The sequence below is a fragment of the Paenibacillus sp. A3 genome, from assembly GCF_001399685.1.
GTDB lineage: Bacteria > Bacillota > Bacilli > Paenibacillales > NBRC-103111 > Paenibacillus_G.
The window spans coordinates 22038-39635 of sequence record NZ_JTHN01000099.1; the positions used below are offsets into that span (position 1 = coordinate 22038).

At 52.9% G+C, this 17598-nt stretch carries 15 protein-coding genes and 1 other RNA gene; 1 reads left to right on the top strand and 15 read right to left on the bottom strand.

Annotation, left to right across the window (positions count from 1 at the left end; genetic code table 11):
* Positions 1-142: 142 nt before the first annotated feature.
* The 4 genes from QJ48_RS16020 to QJ48_RS16035 all read right to left on the bottom strand — a co-directional run bounded on the left by QJ48_RS16020 (position 143) and on the right by QJ48_RS16035 (position 2905).
* Positions 143-730, bottom strand: a complete 588-nt coding sequence (locus QJ48_RS16020) for a TetR/AcrR family transcriptional regulator (protein ID WP_054974572.1) — start codon at positions 728-730, stop codon at positions 143-145.
* 62 nt (positions 731-792) lie between these two features.
* A complete protein-coding gene (locus QJ48_RS16025; RefSeq protein WP_054974573.1) occupies positions 793-1356 on the bottom strand; it encodes an NAD(P)H-dependent oxidoreductase in 564 nt (187 codons plus the stop codon).
* 59 nt (positions 1357-1415) lie between these two features.
* Positions 1416-2372, bottom strand: coding sequence for an NAD-dependent epimerase/dehydratase family protein (locus QJ48_RS16030; protein ID WP_082420528.1), 957 nt, complete (start codon positions 2370-2372; stop codon positions 1416-1418).
* An 86-nt stretch (positions 2373-2458) separates the two neighbouring features.
* Positions 2459-2905: a hypothetical protein gene (locus QJ48_RS16035; RefSeq protein ID WP_054974575.1), complete on the bottom strand. Its 447-nt coding sequence runs from the start codon at positions 2903-2905 to the stop codon at positions 2459-2461.
* 240 nt (positions 2906-3145) lie between these two features.
* Here QJ48_RS16035 and QJ48_RS16040 point away from each other — a divergent pair, with 240 nt between their 5' ends.
* Positions 3146-4276: a DUF4261 domain-containing protein gene (locus tag QJ48_RS16040; protein WP_054974576.1), complete on the top strand. Its 1131-nt coding sequence runs from the start codon at positions 3146-3148 to the stop codon at positions 4274-4276.
* A gap of 209 nt (positions 4277-4485) precedes the next feature.
* Here the strand turns inward: QJ48_RS16040 and QJ48_RS16045 are convergent, their stop codons facing one another.
* From QJ48_RS16045 to pgk, 11 genes are all read right to left on the bottom strand, one after another.
* A complete protein-coding gene (locus QJ48_RS16045) occupies positions 4486-6510 on the bottom strand; it encodes a stalk domain-containing protein (protein ID WP_054974577.1) in 2025 nt (674 codons plus the stop codon).
* 466 nt (positions 6511-6976) lie between these two features.
* Positions 6977-7340: a transfer-messenger RNA gene (gene ssrA / locus QJ48_RS35335) on the bottom strand.
* A gap of 208 nt (positions 7341-7548) precedes the next feature.
* The gene (gene smpB / locus QJ48_RS16050) at positions 7549-8028 is read right to left on the bottom strand and encodes an SsrA-binding protein SmpB (RefSeq protein ID WP_025845132.1); all 480 of its coding nucleotides are present in this window, start codon (positions 8026-8028) and stop codon (positions 7549-7551) included.
* Positions 8029-8116: 88 nt separating this feature from the next.
* Positions 8117-10600, bottom strand: coding sequence for a ribonuclease R (rnr, locus tag QJ48_RS16055; RefSeq protein WP_054974578.1), 2484 nt, complete (start codon positions 10598-10600; stop codon positions 8117-8119).
* 29 nt (positions 10601-10629) lie between these two features.
* Positions 10630-11433: a carboxylesterase gene (locus QJ48_RS16060; protein WP_054974583.1), complete on the bottom strand. Its 804-nt coding sequence runs from the start codon at positions 11431-11433 to the stop codon at positions 10630-10632.
* 145 nt (positions 11434-11578) lie between these two features.
* Positions 11579-11818 carry a preprotein translocase subunit SecG gene (gene secG, locus QJ48_RS16065; protein WP_010500424.1) on the bottom strand — a complete coding sequence of 80 codons (240 nt, stop codon included), beginning with the start codon at positions 11816-11818 and terminating at the stop codon, positions 11579-11581.
* A 121-nt stretch (positions 11819-11939) separates the two neighbouring features.
* A complete protein-coding gene (locus tag QJ48_RS16070; protein ID WP_054974579.1) occupies positions 11940-12650 on the bottom strand; it encodes a M50 family metallopeptidase in 711 nt (236 codons plus the stop codon).
* Positions 12651-12897: 247 nt separating this feature from the next.
* Positions 12898-14190: a phosphopyruvate hydratase gene (gene eno / locus QJ48_RS16075; protein ID WP_054974580.1), complete on the bottom strand. Its 1293-nt coding sequence runs from the start codon at positions 14188-14190 to the stop codon at positions 12898-12900.
* 44 nt (positions 14191-14234) lie between these two features.
* Complete coding sequence (gene gpmI, locus QJ48_RS16080; RefSeq protein WP_054974581.1) at positions 14235-15779, bottom strand: 2,3-bisphosphoglycerate-independent phosphoglycerate mutase; 1545 nt, start codon at positions 15777-15779, stop codon at positions 14235-14237.
* 1 nt (position 15780) lies between these two features.
* Complete coding sequence (gene tpiA, locus QJ48_RS16085) at positions 15781-16533, bottom strand: triose-phosphate isomerase (RefSeq protein ID WP_054974582.1); 753 nt, start codon at positions 16531-16533, stop codon at positions 15781-15783.
* Between the two features lie 12 nt (positions 16534-16545).
* On the bottom strand, positions 16546-17598 hold a 1053-nt coding region (gene pgk / locus QJ48_RS16090; protein WP_054974584.1), incomplete at its 5' end, for a phosphoglycerate kinase.

Below are 17598 nucleotides of genomic sequence, written 5' to 3' on the forward strand. Positions count from 1 at the left end.
ACGACGTCATTTAAATGCCATTTTTACTCGGATAAAAAAAGGGCGCCGTTTGTCAAAAGGGCCGTCCTCTTTTCGGATCAAACAGTCTAATATTCTCAAAAAAGAATGAAGCGTCCAGCCATGCAGCCTAGGACCGCTCCGTTCAGGAATCCAGCGCAGAAAGCGTCACTTTTACAATATCGTCCAACACTTTCGGCTCGGAGGTCAATTTAGCGGCTTGCGTCAGCGAATATCTGGAATGATTCAAATAGCGGGCAAGCGCCCTCAGATCGCTATGACGATCGCTTAATTCACCTTGCTCGTTAGCACGCACCAATGCCCGATAGAATCCCTCTTCCAATCGGGAGGCATCCTGCTCGAAGAAGGCGGCGATTTCCGGAACGTGAGGGACCTGGTCGATCGCACTGTGCATGATGAAGCATTCCTTGCGCCGGACCTCGTCTTTCAACGCCGCCGCGATCTCGCGAAAAATATCCGCAATGGCCGCCTTGACAGAACCGGGACGATCAAGTCTCGTGAGCACGGCTGCACTTTTCTCGTTCGTATAATGCTTGACTGCGGAGATGAAAAGATCTTTCTTCGTACCGTAGGTGTCATACAAGCTTTGCCGGGCAATCCCTAAGCCATCAAGCAAAATTTGCAGCGAAGTGCCTTCATATCCGTAATGGCCGAACACCTCCATGGCCTTGCGAAGCACGACGGTCGTATCGAATTCCTTATTTCTTCCCATCGGTTGCATTCCTCCTTGCAAAACCATCTCACTCTTTTTCGGACCATTTAGTCAAGAATAAATTACTTTCGAACCCATTCCGAGAGCTGAGCGAGCCAAGTCTTTCTATCCTCAACGTTCGAGGAGAGGATCGAGTCGAATACAAAATGATGGTTTACTTTGAAACCGCAGTACGCGAGTATTCCTTCATCTATCGTAAGACGCAGCGCATTCCCCATACCGCTTGCTTCATATTGTTCGCTCGACTTGTTTTGCGTATGGATGAGTGTTGCTTTCTTGCCCGCCAGCAGTCCGATTTGAACCCCATCGTCATACTTATAAGCGAATCCGTATGAAAATACGCGGTCGATGTACCCTTTCAGCATAGCAGGCATTCCCGTCCACCATAGCGGATAGATGAATACGACATGCTCCGCCCACGATACGTAGCTTTGCTCCAGGACGACGTCCTCTCCTACCCCGCCGAGCAATTCGCTCGGACCAAGCACGGGCTGGAAACCGATGCCGTATAGATCCCGGACGATCACCTCGTCCCCCTCTTGGCGCAAGCTTTCTGTCACTGCGTCCAGAATCGCGTGGTTAAAGCTTCTTTTTCTTGGATGCGTATAGATAATGAGATGATTCATTCCCATTCCCTCCAATATTGATAGTGATTAATCAATTACTTTTGGCTATAAAATGAAAGTTATTTTTTCTTGTTCAGCGCGCGCACCGTATTCATGATTCCTTCTTCAAAGGATGTCGCCCGTGCCGGTCCGATCAACCGCTTGTATTTGTCCCCGCTCAGCACAAGCGGCTCTTCGGTCAAATAGAGCATCTCTACGACCTCCTTCATGACCGGAACGGCCATGCCGAGCAAGGATAGCCCGCCTCTTCCGAGCGGAATGACCGGTTTGCTGCTCCCGCTTGCTTGCCGGGCAATTCGCACGATGTCCCTGCCCGAGATCAATCCCGCGCCCGGAATATGCCAGTTCTCCCCGTAAGCCTCGTCCCTGGCAGCGAGCTCCGCAATCATGAACGCAGCGTCCGGCAAGTAGACATACTCCCGCGGGACACGCATATTGCCGATGAAAAAAGCCATTTTGCCCGCCGCGATAGCTTCGAGCGTAGAGCCCAGATAGGAGGCCTCGTTCGCCGTAGGACCGTAATAGTCCGGCAAGCGGACGATCATTACCTTGGCCCGACTCCATCGATCTTCGAACAGCATTTGCTCGTAAGCGAGTCTAATCTTGCCTTTCCTCGTATGCGGCTGTTTCGGATGATCCTCGGTCGCCCGGTCCATTTGTCTTCTTCCATAGGGATAGATGCCGTCGATCACGACTACCTTTAGGCTAAGCCGGTTAGCGGCTTCCATCACGGATTCGCCCAGCGGAATCAGCTTGCTCACCATCTCGTGATACGGCACGTTTGCGCAATGAAACAGAACGTCCGCGCCTTCCGAAGCGGTGACGATATCATTCGGACGAAAAGCGTCGCCTACGGCAATCGTTAAATGATGCGGGTTACCCAGATTCGCCTTGAGCTGCTCAAGCTTCCCGCGGGATCGCCCGAAGGCGACCGTTCGAATCCCTCGTCTAACCAATTCCTCCGTAACCGAAGCGCCGGTACCGCCAGTTGCTCCTACCACAATTGCTTTTTTCAATGGTCTCACCTCATTAATAGTTATTGATCAATTACTAACTTAATGACAATGTATCATCTTGTTAGTGATTAGTCAATAACTTTTTTTTAATAGCGAGCATTCACCATACGAATTTCGCATCCCAACAGCTGTTCAATCATTCTTAACTGCTCTGTCGTCACTTCTTCCTCGGGGTTCTCGATTTCAAAAATGAGACGCGAGAATCCTGCCGGGAAATCATAATGAAGACCGTGAAGAGTATTATGCGCAGAACAGCAAGGGAGCTGCACATCCAAGTCCTTAAATGCACTTTGCCATGCGTTATCCATCGCTTGGTGCCACCATTTTAAATCTATTACTGTCTCGCAGTTCGGACAGGTAATTTGAACGAAATTTTCACCCTGATCGACGAATTGAATCTCTTCCGATTGCTCGACCGATATCGTAGCGGTCGGGAATAAGGAGGCCAGATAGGACCGAACTTGCTCAACGTTTCCTTTTTCAGGCACAAAATGTACATCTTCAGGTATCAATTTATAGATGGTGGATGACATGAATTTAACCTCCTGTATTTCAATTGCAAAAAATAGCCCCTCAATCAGATAAACTATAATGATAATTTGCCACTTTCTATTATATCAAAGCAAGCCAAAGTGGCTATGAGAGACTTGATTAGTCGAGGCAACAACGCTGAAATAACGCGGGAAAGAAAGCAATCTATTAACCCGATTTGCTCCATCGTTTGGTAATATATACAATGGATAGAGTGCATACTTCGACTAGGAGAGGATACAATGACAGCCCAACAACAAGCGGCCATGCAGTCCATGATTGATTGGCTTTCGGATGAACGCGAGCTCGGCCGTAAACCCAGCAAAATTGAAATCGCAGGAGAATTTGATTTGCATGACATGCATTATTACATATTCAAGTACAAAAAAACATTGCTCGGCAAATGGCTCCTTGCCGTCTGCGGCGGCTATGAAGATCCATCCGATACGGAGCATTGCGGCCACATATTCAGTGAGATGCAGCCCTATGACCCGGCTACTGCGAAGCAGGAAGCCATTGCTATGGTAGAGATGATCCGCGAGTACTGGATGAAGCAGGCGGCCGCTATTGAGGCTGCACAAACACAAGAAGGCGACGCGGAATCTCAGGACGATTCATCCGGGTCCGGCATTTTTAACGGGTTCGTTCTGCTGAACTCTTCGGAGTGCGATCTTGATCAGGTGAAGGAGAACCTCCTGCAGGATTGGAATATCTCCTGCACATCGGCAGAGGGAGAAGGCCACCCCGAGGAAGAAAAAGAAGGAATCCTTGTCTTCGAAGTGGACGGCTTCACTGCAGCCTTAAGCTTTGTCGATGCTCCTATACCGAACGGAGAGGCGGAGCATTATGCACAGGGCAACTACCTCTGGCGAGAAGCCGCGGACATTACCAAAACCCATGTCGCCCAAATTATTGTGGCCGTATTTACCCGATCCGGCTCTCCGCTCGACAGCGGCAGGCTTTACACTAAGCTGGCGGCCAGCTGCTTGAAGCTTCCCAATGCTATCGGGCTTTACTCTTCCGGTACCGTATTTCAACCGGGTCTTTTTCTGGAAATGGCCGACATGATGAAATCGGATGACGCTTTTCCATTGTTGAATTTGGTTCACTTTGGCCTGGTCGGAACCGAAACAGGGATGAATGGCTACACGCACGGGCTGAAGTCCTTTGGCAAAGATGAAATTGAAGTGTTGGACAGTCAGGCCTCTCCTGCCGAGCTGCGCGATTTTCTGATTGACATTTCCGGTTATGTTATTGATAACGTAACTTTAAAGGACGGAGAAACGATCGGCTTTAGCGCAGAACAAAAGCTGCCGATTACCCGCTCGGAAGGCGTCTATGTTAACGGAGAGAGTCTTAAGATCACGTACTAGTCCCCTCTCTCTGAGGAGGGAATGGATCGGCCTATTCGCGATGACATTCTTAGCGCCAGTTCTTCCCTCCACGCTCTCTAAGCAAACAAAAGCACCGACCATGGGGTCGATGCTTTTGTATTTTATGGAGACGAACCTTGGCTTAACCAATCCACAATCCCGCTGAGTGATCCCAAGATGGAGTGAAAGGCTGCTTAATTGGCCCAAAATCAGTGCAGCTGCATGAGATTGGCATCGTTAATATCGTACAGAGTGCCATGATTACTTTGAACAAGCTTGATAATTTGTTCATGGGCCAATCCGCTTTGCGGTGCAATGGCATCAAGAGTAACTTGATTCGTTTGCAGTTTAGCGTTAATTTCTTCAAGAGAGAAGCCGGCCATTCCTGGCGAGGTACCTTTATCGTGAACAGGGGCATCGGTTATAAAGATGATTCTTTTGGAGTTCTTGCTGCCCGATAATTTTTGGACCGCCTTATCAATAGCCTCCAGTCCGGATTCCTCCACATCTTCTCCGCCGGAAGCCACTAAGCTATCTAATTGAGCTTTTAACAAATCTTTATTATTCGTGAAATCAAAAACCTCGAAATCAGGGTTATAAATATCCACATAATTAATATCCCGATACCCAACGATAGCAAAATTAGAGCCGGACGGGACGGAATCCACGAAGCTTCTGACCGTTTCTTTCACATAGTCGATGACTTCCCCCATACTTCCTGTAACGTCAATGACAAAAACGATATCTGAAGAATTCGTTATCCCTTTGGATATGTTTTGTAAAATAGGCGAAGAAGCCGACGGTTCGGACGGTTCAGACGACGGTTCTTGTCCCCCTTGCTCGATTGGAGTCTTCTCGCTTTCAGCAGATGTAGGGATAACGGGCTTGTTTTGAAAAACAACAACCGACTTCGAAGCCTCGTTCCACTCTACCACTCCGCCAAGAGCCTCGCTTACGAATCGAACGGGAACCATGGTGATTCCATTGATTAATTGTGCGGGCGCACTCAAAGTTACAGGAACGCCATTCACGTAAGCTATATTGGAACCAATCGTTAATACGATGGTTTTGCCTTCTCTTGTTGCAGTGACCGTTTGGGTAGAATTGTCCCATTCTACCGTTGCACCGAGCGATTCGAAAATGGCCCGAAGCGGAACAAGCGCACTTCCATTCCAATTTACAGGCGCCTGCGCATAAGCTTGCAGTTGTCCTCCAATCAAGACTTGAATATTTTGCGGCTCATTGTTAATCGGAACGAATTGAGGGATCGATGCCGCCAACCCTCCCGATTGATTGATAGTTTTCAAGTAAAAATAATATCCACCCGACGGCAGCCCAAGCTTGCTCAATGAATAGGTTGAAGGGCTATTAGGATTGACTCGGACTTGCCTAACGAGTTTCCCCTTTGCATTTTTGACCATTAAATAGGAAAAATAGGCCGGTCGCGAAGCTGCAGCCGTCGTATTCACAGTGAATGTATGATCCGGGTTTAGCTGAATCGTCCCGGGAAAGCTTGCTCCACCAGGTACTTGAAATTTCGTTCCAACGGCTGTATTCGGGGATGGATTTGCAGCTGGGCCTGATGGAGGAATCGCTGCAGGTTCCCCGTGGGATGGTTGGGTACCGGAAATAGAAGTCTTGGGAAAATAGAAGTAAATCTTCGACTTCGGGCCTGGTGCCCGTCGTTTTTCTAATATCGTAACTGTATTATTCTCATGGTTAAAGGTAAATTCCGAAGGGCGAACCTTAGATCCATCTATGTATAAACTGACATTTTTACTAGAGTTGATGGTATAACGGGAAGTTACTTTAAATACTCGCGTTGAACCATCCCCCTCGGAAAGGGCATTTCCAATTTTGTCTATGCCCGACTCCGCTTCTCCCCATTCAAAGGTAGGGCTGATTGAGTATTTGATGTGCATTTCAGCGCCTAAGTCGGGAGCTTGACGCATCGTTATGGTGCAGTTCTCATAATCAACCGTATACTCCGTGGGCTCGATTTCCTGCGCATACATAAACAAGCGAAATTTCGTATTGGTAGCCGTAATTCGATTACCCGGCGTGAATTTAAAAACGCGCTCCTTTCCATCCCCTTCTTGAAAGAGATTTACCAGATACTCGCCTTCCCTAAAATCAAGCCGGTCATTCGCACTTGCAATTCCTGCCCGAAAATCCAGCCCTCCGAAAAGTAAGACGAAAACAATAAGCAAACTAATCATTTTTCTAGACGTCATCTTCTTCACTCCGTTACGAAAGACATGGTGGAATTATTACTCTACCCAGAAAATACTGTGCGATAGGTAATTTTGATTTTTTGAGCTCATCCTCCCTGAAAACTAAAAATACACTTTCACTAGGGTCCTGCTCGGCCCCGTCCATCCCTACATCTATATCGGATAAATCATACATGAAATGTTACATTTTTCTGCTTTTTGTTTCTCCAAAAATAAAAAGCACCGACTATTTGGTCAGTGTTTTTTTTTACAGCATTTTATGGAGACGAGGGGAGTATTGAAATCTCGATTTTACCTGCTCTCGAAGCCTAGTCAATGATGACGATCTTAGCGGTATATTTCAATGCCGTGCTCGTTCCGCTTCCGCTCCACTGCGCGCGGTCTGAACCCCATCAGGGGCTTCGCCTCCCGCCTCGCGTCTCCACAAAACAAAAGCACCGACCATTTGGTCGATGCTTTTGTACTTTTATGGAGACGAGGGGAGTCGAACCCCTGTCCGAAGATAACGCCACACAGGCATCTACGGGTGTAGTCACAGTTTTGATGTCACCCGAGCGTCGCCCCGTAACCGGCTACGCGTTGGGTCAGCCTGATTGTCTTCTTCAGCTAGCCGCAGGCGGAGACTAGACAGCGTATCCCACTAAGGTTGAGCCCCTATCCCGGCACATGGGCGATGCAGGGTAGAAGCCGCGTCACAGGTTATTAAGCTGCGAAAGCGAGTTGTTGTTGTTGTTTGCCATTTAATTGGCTTTAGCGTTGATAAAGCGGACGCGTCCCCACTACCCGCAACCCATGCTCGAACTATCCCCGTCGAATCCAAGAACGTCCCCGCATAGGTGGGCCTCCCATCAGATGGGAGACCCTAATTAAAAAGGTTATGAAAAAAACTTACCTACAACTTCTGCTGACTTTTGCTATAAAAGCTGTGCACTTCCCCAAGTGCTCTTTCATTATAACATATCCTTGAGCAAAATGAAGGGGCGAGTTGCTGGGAGCGATACCAAAACCTAAACATACTGGCGGATTTCCGCCAAAACGTTACCTTGCGACCTTCTGCTTCTCGCGCAGCGCCCGCTGAATATCCCGCTGAGCATCGCGTTTCGCCGCCGTATCGCGTTTGTCGTATTGTTTCTTCCCTTTACCCAAGCCGAGCAACAGCTTCGCATAGCCGTTGCGCACATACACCTTGAGCGGCACCAACGTATAGCCTTCCTGCTTCGATTGGCCCAGCAGTTTGTTAATCTCGACTTTCTTGAGAAGAAGCTTGCGGGCCCGCGTCGGATCGCTGGGGTTAAACCGGTTGCCTTGCTCAAACGGGCTGATGTGCATATTGTGCACGAACGCTTCGCCGTTCCGGATTGTCGCGAACGCATCGCCGATATTGGCTCGTCCGAGCCGCAGCGATTTGATCTCCGTACCGGTCAGCACCAGGCCGCATTCGTAAGTATCCTCGATAAAATAATCGTGAGACGCTTTTTTGTTCTGCGCCAGCACTTTTCCATCGCTTTTTTTGCTCATGCCCCCGTAGCCGCTCCTTCCCATACCGATTTCCAAACAGAGGGATGGAGTCCATTGTACCAACTCCATCCCCGGAAATCAAGGGGAACTAGCGCTTGACGGTCTTTTTGCGCTTCTTCTTGGCGAAGCCGATGCCCACGCCGCCGCCGCCTTTGGCCGCCTTGCCCACGGCTTTGGCGCTTTTGCGCCCTGCGGCACGGCCTGTCGCCGTGGTGCCCTCGCCGGTGCGCACCGCCTCCAGCGCGCGCGTCTTCGCGGCTGCCGGGCCCTTCCCGCGGCCGTTGCCGCTGCCGCCTACGCCGCGCTTCCCGGCGCGCTCGGTGCGTCCAGCGCGCGCTCCGCCTGCGGCGGCTTTGCCTGCCCGGCCGGGACGGCCGTCGCGCTTGGTCTTGCGCACGGCATTCAGCGCGTCGACTAGACTCATCTTCTGCGGCCGCGGCTTCATATCGACCATCTCGAAATCGATGGTATGCTCCTCCATGTTCACCCGCGAGACGCGCACCTTCACTTCATCGCCGAGGCGATAAATTTTGGACGTGCGCTCGCCGATGAGCGCGTGCTGAGCGTCGTGGAAGTGGTAGTAGTCGTCCGTCAGATCGGATAGACGGATCAGTCCTTCCACGGTGTTATCCAGCTCCACGAACATCCCGAAGCTCGTCACGCTGCTGATGATGCCGTCGAACTCCTCGCCGACTTTGTCGAGCATGAATTCGGATTTCTTCAGCGCTTCCGTCTCCCGCTCCGCATCGACGGCCACCCGCTCCCGCTCGGACGATTGCTTGGCAATATCGTCCATCCGCGAGGCCAAGTACTCGTGCCGCGCTTCACTGAGCGAGCCGTTTTCCAGCACCTCGCGAATGACGCGGTGAATCACGAGGTCCGGATAACGCCGGATCGGCGACGTGAAGTGCGAGTAGAATTCCGCAGCCAGACCGTAGTGGCCCAAACTCTGCGAATCGTACTTCGCCTGCTTCATCGAGCGCAGCATCACTGTGCTGATGACCGTTTCTTCCTTCGTGCCCTTAATTTCCTCAAGCAGCGTCTGCAGCGCCCTCGGATGCACCGAATTGCCTTTGCCCCGGACAACATAGCCGAAGTTCGTAATGAACTCCATAAAATGCTGCAGCTTCTCCGCGTCCGGGTCCTCGTGAATACGGTACAGGAACGGCACCTTAAGCCAATGAAAATGCTCCGCCACCGTCTCGTTCGCCGCCAGCATGAACTCCTCGATGATCATCTCGGCGATCGTCCGGTCCCGCTTCACAATATCCGTCGGCTTGCCGTCCGCATCGACCAAAATTTTCGATTCCTGAAAATCGAAATCGATCGCACCACGCCGCATCCGCTTCGAACGCAGCTTCATCGCCAGCTCTTCCATTAAACGGAAGTCGTCCATCAGGTACGCGTATTTCTCCAGCAGCTCCGGCTCCGGTGCTTCCTCGCTCAGCAGCTTGCGGACGTTCGTATACGTCATCCGCTCGCTTGTCTTGATCACGCTTGTAAAAATATCATGCCGCACCACGTTCGCATCCGCGTCGAATTCCATCTCACAGGACATCGTAAGCCGGTCCACCTGCGGATTGAGCGAGCAGATCCCGTTGGACAACCGGTGCGGCAGCATCGGAATGACCCGGTCCACCAAGTACACGCTGCACCCGCGATTGTACGCTTCATTGTCGAGCGGCGAGCCCTCGCGCACATAATAGCTGACGTCGGCGATATGCACGCCGAGCACATAATTGCCGTTCGGCAGCCGCTCCACATTGACGGCATCGTCCAAATCTTTGGCATCTTCCCCGTCAATCGTGACGATACGCTTCCCGCGCAGATCGCGGCGGCCCTTCAAATCCTCTTCCGCGATCACATCCGGCACAGCCGACGCTTCTTCCATCACTTCGTCCGGGAACGCTTCAGGCAGCTGGTGCTTACGGATAATGGAGAGAATATCGACGCCGGGATCGTTTTTATGACCCAGAATCTCTACCACTTCACCTTGCGCCGCTGCTCGTCCTTCCGGGTACGATACGATTTTCACTACGACCTTGTGCCCGTCCATGGCACCGCCGAACGATTCCTTCGGAATAAAAATATCCCGCACCACCCGCTTGTCATCCGGAATGACAAATGCATACTCCTCATGGGACTGAAACAGTCCGACGATCTGCGTATTGCCCCGGCTGACCACCCGTACCACTTCGCCCTCCATCCGGCCACCGGACGGACTCTTGGACGTGATCCGCACGAGCACGATATCCCCGTTCATGGCCGTCCCCATGTCGTTGGCATGGATGTACACGTCCGGATGATCCCGGTCGTCGGGAATGAGAAAGCCGAAGCCTTTGGCATGCGCCTGCAGCTTGCCGCGCAGCAAATTCATCCGCTCCGGCACCCCGTACCGCTCGTTTCGCGTACGAAGAATAAGTCCTTCATTCTCGAGCTCATTGAGCAGCTTGAGAAACGCTTTGAACTCCTCTGCGCTCTCCAGCACGAAGTGCTGCTCCAGCTCATGATACGTCATCGGCTTATAAGCCGTCTCTTTCATAAAATCTAGTAAAACTTCACGCGTTATCAATGTTCTCACCTGCCTTTTCTTTCTATAACCTATGTCTGAATTTCCACGACCGCCTGTTTCCATGTCCCGACCGGGTCAAGTCTCGCCAAAAAACGGGATATATCTTCGTATACCCGTTCCCGCCACTCGTCAAGCAGCAGGCCATGGGAGGAATGGGGGTAATACTCGATTTGACGGACGAGCGAAGATACATGCCGGTAAATGTACTCTGCGCTTTTCGGAAGGACCATCCCGTCCTTCTCTCCCTGCCCGACAAATAACGGCGCCGACACTTGGCCCAAGTCCGCTTTTACGAGCTTCATCAGCTTCCGAAGATCGACCACGCACCGGACCGGCGTCTTGTCATATGTACAGGCTTCCTCTATCAGTTGCGCCGCCGCCGTCGGCCTCCGTTCGATGTACTTGATAAAATACTGCAGCAGCAGGGCCAGCGAGGTTTTGCGGCTGGACAGAAACATCGGCGCCGCCAGCGAAACCACGCCGTCAAGTTTTCGCTTCATCGCCAGCTCCAAAGCCAGCAGCCCACCCATGGAATGACCGATTGCTACAATTTTGCCCTCGCGAGCCCGCCTGGCAGCCATCGCATCATAACTGCGCAGTACATGGCCGGACCAATCGTCCCGGCCGGTTCGGATCATGTCCTCCGGCGTCGTGCCATGCCCCGGCAGCAGGACGGCATTAACAGTATAGCCCAGATCGTTCAAATAATAGCCTAACCGTCGAAGCTCCGACGGGGATCCCGTAAAGCCGTGAATGAGCAGCAGCTGCGTCGAAGCCCGTTCACCGGTACCTTCCAGCCGAAAAGGCTCCGTTGTTTTGTATACTCGTTTCAAGCGTCCCGCCTCCGTCTCGCACCCTTCGGGATTTTCCAGGCCGTCCCTACCTTCCTGAAGCATGCGGCCCTCGCGAGATCTATCCATGTGAAAAGCTACAAAAAAACAGCAGGAGTAATATTCCCCTGCTGTCGCCTTTTTATGTTTACGCGCCTCTTACAAAGTACGCCACAATCAAAGATAAGACGAAGAATACAACGGCGAGACCCATAGTCAAACGGGACAAAAACAGCTCCAGCCCCCGCGCCTTCTTCTTTCCGAACAGATGCTCCGCCCCTCCGGAGATGGCACCGGACAAACCTGCGCTTTTTCCCGGCTGCAGCAAAACGGCCGCAATCAAGCCAAGCGAAGCGATGACCAGGATGATCTTCAATGCTAATTCCATGATTCCACCTCCTGCAAAAATAAACGGACTTGTCCGAAAATAGACAGCATGCTTAGTATACCACAAAAAATACGCACTGACAAATCCTGTTGGATCGTCCCGAGCGTATTTTACAAAATCTTTACTCTTCAAACTGCTGACGGTATGCGGGTCGCGAGGCTCGCGACGATTTGCGTCCGCTGAGAAACCACTTCAGCGCCCGTACCGCGCACAACAAGGAAAACAGCGTCAACAGCACCGCCCACCCGATAGCCGGGATCGGAGTCACCAGACTGAGGTTCGTCGCATCGCCCGCCTTCGCCGGATCGTTCCAGGCATACAGGATCAACGAGAACGGCCCGAAAACCGACTCCTCCAGCGTCAAGAAGGCTAGAAGAAGGTAATATATATCGCTGAGCCAACGCGGCATAAAAGCCAGCATGATCGTATTTAAGATAATGAAACCGAGCAACCAGAAGATACCGAACTCGTTGCGCACGAACAGGATAAGAGCCACGATGGCGATCGCCGTCATGACCTGCAAGGCGAACCTATGCTTGTTGCAGGCCCGCATCCGGAACATGAAGAGCGCGAATAACGAAGCTGTCGTGTACCCTGCCAGCGCAATCGGAAGGAGACTCCACCTGCTCGTTACTTGCGAATACGTCACGCCGCTATGGTTCGCGAACAGCTCGATGTACATCACTTTGCCGGAGAGCGCCAACGTCACGATCGCATGGCCGAACTCGTGAATCATCGTATCAAGATTACGGAAATAATCACTGAAGGGAATCAGATGTGTAAGAAAGGCCGATAAAATCAAGAAAAATACGGTCTTTATCAGATTACTCATGTGATCCCCTCCGGGTGAGTGTCAGCGTTTGAAGTGCAAAATCGACAACCTTTGCCGTTTCCGATTCCGTGCTGTCTGCCTGCGGGTGCTGTTGAAAACGGGTTCTCATTAACTTACTGTCGGTAACAACCCATTTTCAAAGGCACCACGTAAACTCTCCGGCAGACACACGGATCTCCAACTTCGGTTGTCGAAAGCGATTCAAAGCTATTTTATTATTAAACCCCTGTACTTTACAACTGCAAACTTATTTGAAGTTTTTCAGGTTGTAAAATGCGGATTTGCCTGCGTATTGAGCGACGCTTGCCAGTTGATCCTCGATGCGGAGCAATTGGTTGTACTTCGCTACGCGGTCAGTACGGGAAGGCGCACCGGTTTTGATTTGGCCAGCGTTCGTAGCCACTGCGATGTCGGCGATCGTGCTGTCTTCGCTCTCGCCGGAACGGTGGGAGATAACCGCCGTGTAGCCCGCGCGTTTTGCCATTTCGATTGCGTCGAACGTCTCGGTCAAGGACCCGATTTGGTTCACTTTCACGAGGATGGAGTTGCCGATATTTTGCTCGATACCTTGGGACAGGCGGTTCGTGTTCGTTACGAACAAGTCGTCGCCGACGAGCTGTACTTTGCCGCCAAGCTTCTCAGTGAGGAGCTTCCAGCCTTCCCAGTCGTCTTCGGAGCAGCCGTCTTCGATCGTGATGATCGGATATTTGTCCACCCAAGAAGCGAGGAAGTCAACGAACTCGGCGGAAGTGAACGATTTGCCTTCGCCTTCAAGATGGTACTTGCCGTCTTTGAAGAATTCGGTGGAAGCTACGTCCATGCCGAGGAATACGTCGACGCCCGGCTTGTAGCCTGCGCGCTCGATTGCCGTGATGATGGTTTGAATCGCCGCTTCGTTGGAGCTCAGGTTCGGAGCAAAGCCGCCCTCGTCGCCAACCGCTGTGTTCAAGCCTTGCTCTTTCAATACGTTTTTGAGGCTGTGGAAAATTTCCGCGCCAGTACGCAGCGCTTCTTTGAAAGTCGGAGCGCCTACCGGCAATACCATGAACTCCTGCACGTCCACGTTGTTGTCCGCATGAGCGCCGCCGTTAATGATGTTCATCATCGGAACCGGAAGCGTTTTGGAGTTGAATCCGCCGAGGTATACGTACAGCGGAATGTCCAGCGCTTCAGCTGCTGCGCGAGCTACGGCCATGGATACGGCGAGAATCGCGTTGGCGCCAAGCTTCGCTTTGTTCGGCGTGCCGTCCAGCTCGATCATGCGCTTGTCGATGCCGACTTGGTCAAGGGCGTTCATGCCGATGATTTCCGGTGCGATTAAGTCGTTCACGTTCTCAACGGCTTTCAGTACGCCTTTGCCGAGGTAACGGCCTTTGTCGCCGTCACGAAGCTCTACAGCTTCGTAAGCGCCTGTCGATGCGCCGGATGGAACGATAGCGCGGCCGCGCGCTCCGGATTCCAGATATACTTCCACTTCTACCGTCGGGTTACCGCGGGAGTCGAGCACTTCACGTGCGTATACATTGGAGATTACAGTCATTGCTAGAACACTCCTTCTCGTTTTTTATTCCGTTTGCACAAGGGTTAACCGCGTGTTGCAATGATCGATTTCCCGGTCATTTCCGCCGGCTGCGTCACGCCCAGAAACTCGAGCATCGTCGGGGCGATATCCGCCAAAATGCCATCGTTTCTTAGTGTAACATGACTGTCGGTGAGAATGAAAGGGACCGGATTCGTCGTATGCGCAGTATTACGCGAACCGTCCGGATTCGTAACGACATCGGCGTTGCCGTGGTCGGCCGTAATTAGCGCGACCCCGCCCTTCGCCAGAATGGCGTCGACGACTTTGCCGAGGCACTCGTCCGTCGCTTCGATCGCTTTGATCGTCGGCTCCAGCAAACCGGAGTGTCCGACCATGTCAGGGTTGGCAAAGTTCAGGATGATCACGTCTTGACGCTCGGCCTCGATCTCCTGCACCGCCGCTTCCGCTACCTCGTAAGCGCTCATCTCCGGCTTCAGGTCATACGTCGCCACCTTCGGGGAGTTGATAAGAATACGCGTTTCGCCCGGAAGCTCGACGTCGCGGCCGCCGCTGAAGAAGAACGTGACGTGCGGATACTTTTCCGTCTCGGCAATGCGGAGCTGCTTCAGGTTGTTCTGCACCAGCACCTCACCGAGCGTATTGTCCAGATTCTTCGGTTTATACGCAACGTAGCCGCCCACGGTTTCGCTGAAGAGGGTCAGGCACACATAATACAAATCTTTCGGGCACTTGTCTCCACGGTCGAAGCCGCGGAAATCGCTGTTCGTGAATACTTGCGACAGCTGGATAGCCCGGTCCGGACGGAAGTTGAAGAACACGACCGAATCGCCGGACTCTACCAGACCGACAGGCGTGCCGTCCTTCTTCACGATGACCGTCGGCATGACGAACTCGTCGAATACGGAACGGACGTACGATTCCTTGATGGCGTTCATCGGGTCCTCGAAGGTTGGTCCATCGCCGTATACCATCGCGCGGTACGACTTCTCCGTACGCTCCCAGCGCTTGTCGCGGTCCATCGCGTAGTAGCGTCCTTGCACCGTAGCGATGCGTCCTACGCCAAGCTCCGCAATTTTGCTTTGCAGCTGCTCCATGTAGTTCACGGCGCTGTCCGGCGCCACATCGCGGCCGTCCAGAAACGCGTGAATGTAGACTTCTTGGAAGTCTTCCTTCTTGCACACTTCCAGCAATGCGAACAAGTGTGCGATATGGCTATGTACGCCGCCGTCGGACAGCAGACCGTACAGATGAAGCTTCTTGCCATGCTCGCGGGCATGGCGTACAGCACTGAGTATCGTTTCGTTCTCGAAAAACTCGCCTTCGCGAATCGACTTGGAAATCCGCGTCAAGTCCTGATACACGATCCGTCCGGCACCGATGTTGAGATGACCCACTTCCGAGTTGCCCATTTGCCCTTCTGGCAACCCGACAGCCTCGCCGCAAGCGGTCAGCGTCGTATGGGGAAACTGGTTCCAATACCGGTCGTAATTCGGCTTGTTCGCCTGCGCCACCGCATTGCCCTGCGTTTCGCCGCGAAGGCCGAAGCCGTCCAAGATGATCAATGCTACCGGTTTCGGTCTGGCCATGTTACTCGGCCCCCTTGATCAAATCAATGTAGGATGCCGGCTCCAGACTCGCGCCCCCTACCAGTGCGCCGTCGATGTCCGGCTGCTGCATGTACTCGGCGATATTGTTCGGCTTCACGCTGCCGCCGTATTGAATCCGTACCGCCGCTGCCGTCTCGGCTCCATACAAGCCGGCAACCAGCTCGCGGATGTAGCCAATCACGTCCTGAGCGTCCGCCGCGGTCGACGATTTGCCCGTTCCGATCGCCCAGATCGGCTCATAAGCGATGACGACTTTCGCCGCCTGCTCCGCGCTCAAGCCGGCAAACGCCGCTTCGGTCTGCACTTTGCATACGTTTTTCGTTTGGCCCGCTTCGCGCTCTTCCAGCTTCTCGCCGACGCATACGATCGGAGTCAAGCCGTGCTTGAACGCCGCGTGCACTTTTTTGTTCACCGTTTCGTCGGTTTCCGCAAAATAAGCCCGGCGCTCGGAGTGTCCGATGATCACGTACTCTACGCCCAGATCTTTCAGCATCACGCCGCTGATCTCGCCAGTAAACGCGCCGTTGTCTTCAAAATGCAGGTTTTGAGCGCCGACCTTCAGCGTCGTGCCCTTCACCGCTTCTACCAAGGCCGGAAGGTTCGTAAACGGCGCGCAAATGACGCTCTCGACGCCCGCCGCTTCCGCCTTGCCCTTAACCTCGCTGACGAAGGCCAGCGATTCTCCTACCGTTTTGAACATTTTCCAGTTGCCTGCAATGATCGGTTTGCGCATTTGCCCCGCCTCCTATTTATCGTTTAAAGCCACGACGCCTGGAAGCGCCTTGCCTTCCATAAATTCCAGAGAAGCTCCGCCCCCGGTGGAGATGTGATCCATTTTGTCGCCAAGATGGAATTTCTCTACAGCCGCCGCCGAGTCGCCGCCGCCGATGACCGTATAGCCGGCCGTCGCCGCGCAAGCTTCAGCTACCGCTTTCGTTCCGTCTTCGAACGGCTTCAATTCGAATACGCCCATCGGCCCGTTCCATACGACCAGCTTGGATTCCGCAATCGTTTTGGCAAACAGCTCGCGGGTTTTCGGTCCGATGTCGAAGCCTTCCCAATCCGCCGGAATTTGGTCGACGTCTACGATTTTCGCATTCGCCGAAGCGCTGAAATCGTCGCCGACGACAACGTCAACCGGCAGCAGGAAGTTCACGCCTTTTTCCTTCGCTTTGCGCTCGAATTCCTGCACCAGCTCCAGACGATCGTTGTCCACCAGGGACTTGCCGATCTCGTAGCCTTTCGCTTTGAAGAAGGTGTAGGACAGCCCGCCGCCGATGATGATGTTGTCCGCAATCTCGATCAGCTTCTCGATAACGGCGATTTTGTCTTTGACCTTCGCTCCGCCGACAATCGCGGTGAACGGACGATCCGGGTTGTTGAGCGCTTTGCCGAGAACGTCGAGTTCTTTTTCCATCAGCAACCCGGATACGGCCGGCAGATGATGCGCGATACCTTCCGTGGAAGCATGAGCCCGGTGCGCGGCGCCGAACGCGTCGTTGACGTACAGATCCGCCAGTTCGGCAAAAGCTTTCGCCAGCTCCGGATCGTTCTTCTCTTCGCCCGCGTAGAAGCGCACGTTCTCAAGCAGCAGCACGTCGCCGTCGTTCAGCTTGGAAATTTGCGCTTTGACTGTGTCGCCAATCGCTTCGTCCGCCTTCGCCACCGGCTTGCCGAGCAGCTCGGACAAGCGTGCCGCAGCCGGAGTCAGCCGCATCTCTTCGACAACTTGTCCCTTCGGACGGCCCAAATGGCTGGCCAGAATGACTTTCGCTCCGCGATCCGTCAAGTACTTGAT

Coding starts and splice junctions, on each gene's coding strand:
- QJ48_RS16020 (WP_054974572.1), bottom strand. CDS start 730: ATGGGAAGAAATAAGGAATTCGATACGACCGTCGTGCTTCGCAAGGCC.
- QJ48_RS16040 (WP_054974576.1), top strand. CDS start 3,146: ATGACAGCCCAACAACAAGCGGCCATGCAGTCCATGATTGATTGGCTT.
- QJ48_RS16025 (WP_054974573.1), bottom strand. CDS start 1,356: ATGAATCATCTCATTATCTATACGCATCCAAGAAAAAGAAGCTTTAAC.
- smpB (WP_025845132.1), bottom strand. CDS start 8,028: ATGAGCAAAAAAAGCGATGGAAAAGTGCTGGCGCAGAACAAAAAAGCG.
- secG (WP_010500424.1), bottom strand. CDS start 11,818: ATGGAATTAGCATTGAAGATCATCCTGGTCATCGCTTCGCTTGGCTTG.
- gpmI (WP_054974581.1), bottom strand. CDS start 15,779: ATGGCCAGACCGAAACCGGTAGCATTGATCATCTTGGACGGCTTCGGC.
- eno (WP_054974580.1), bottom strand. CDS start 14,190: ATGACTGTAATCTCCAATGTATACGCACGTGAAGTGCTCGACTCCCGC.
- tpiA (WP_054974582.1), bottom strand. CDS start 16,533: ATGCGCAAACCGATCATTGCAGGCAACTGGAAAATGTTCAAAACGGTA.
- QJ48_RS16035 (WP_054974575.1), bottom strand. CDS start 2,905: ATGTCATCCACCATCTATAAATTGATACCTGAAGATGTACATTTTGTG.
- QJ48_RS16045 (WP_054974577.1), bottom strand. CDS start 6,510: ATGACGTCTAGAAAAATGATTAGTTTGCTTATTGTTTTCGTCTTACTT.
- QJ48_RS16070 (WP_054974579.1), bottom strand. CDS start 12,650: ATGAGTAATCTGATAAAGACCGTATTTTTCTTGATTTTATCGGCCTTT.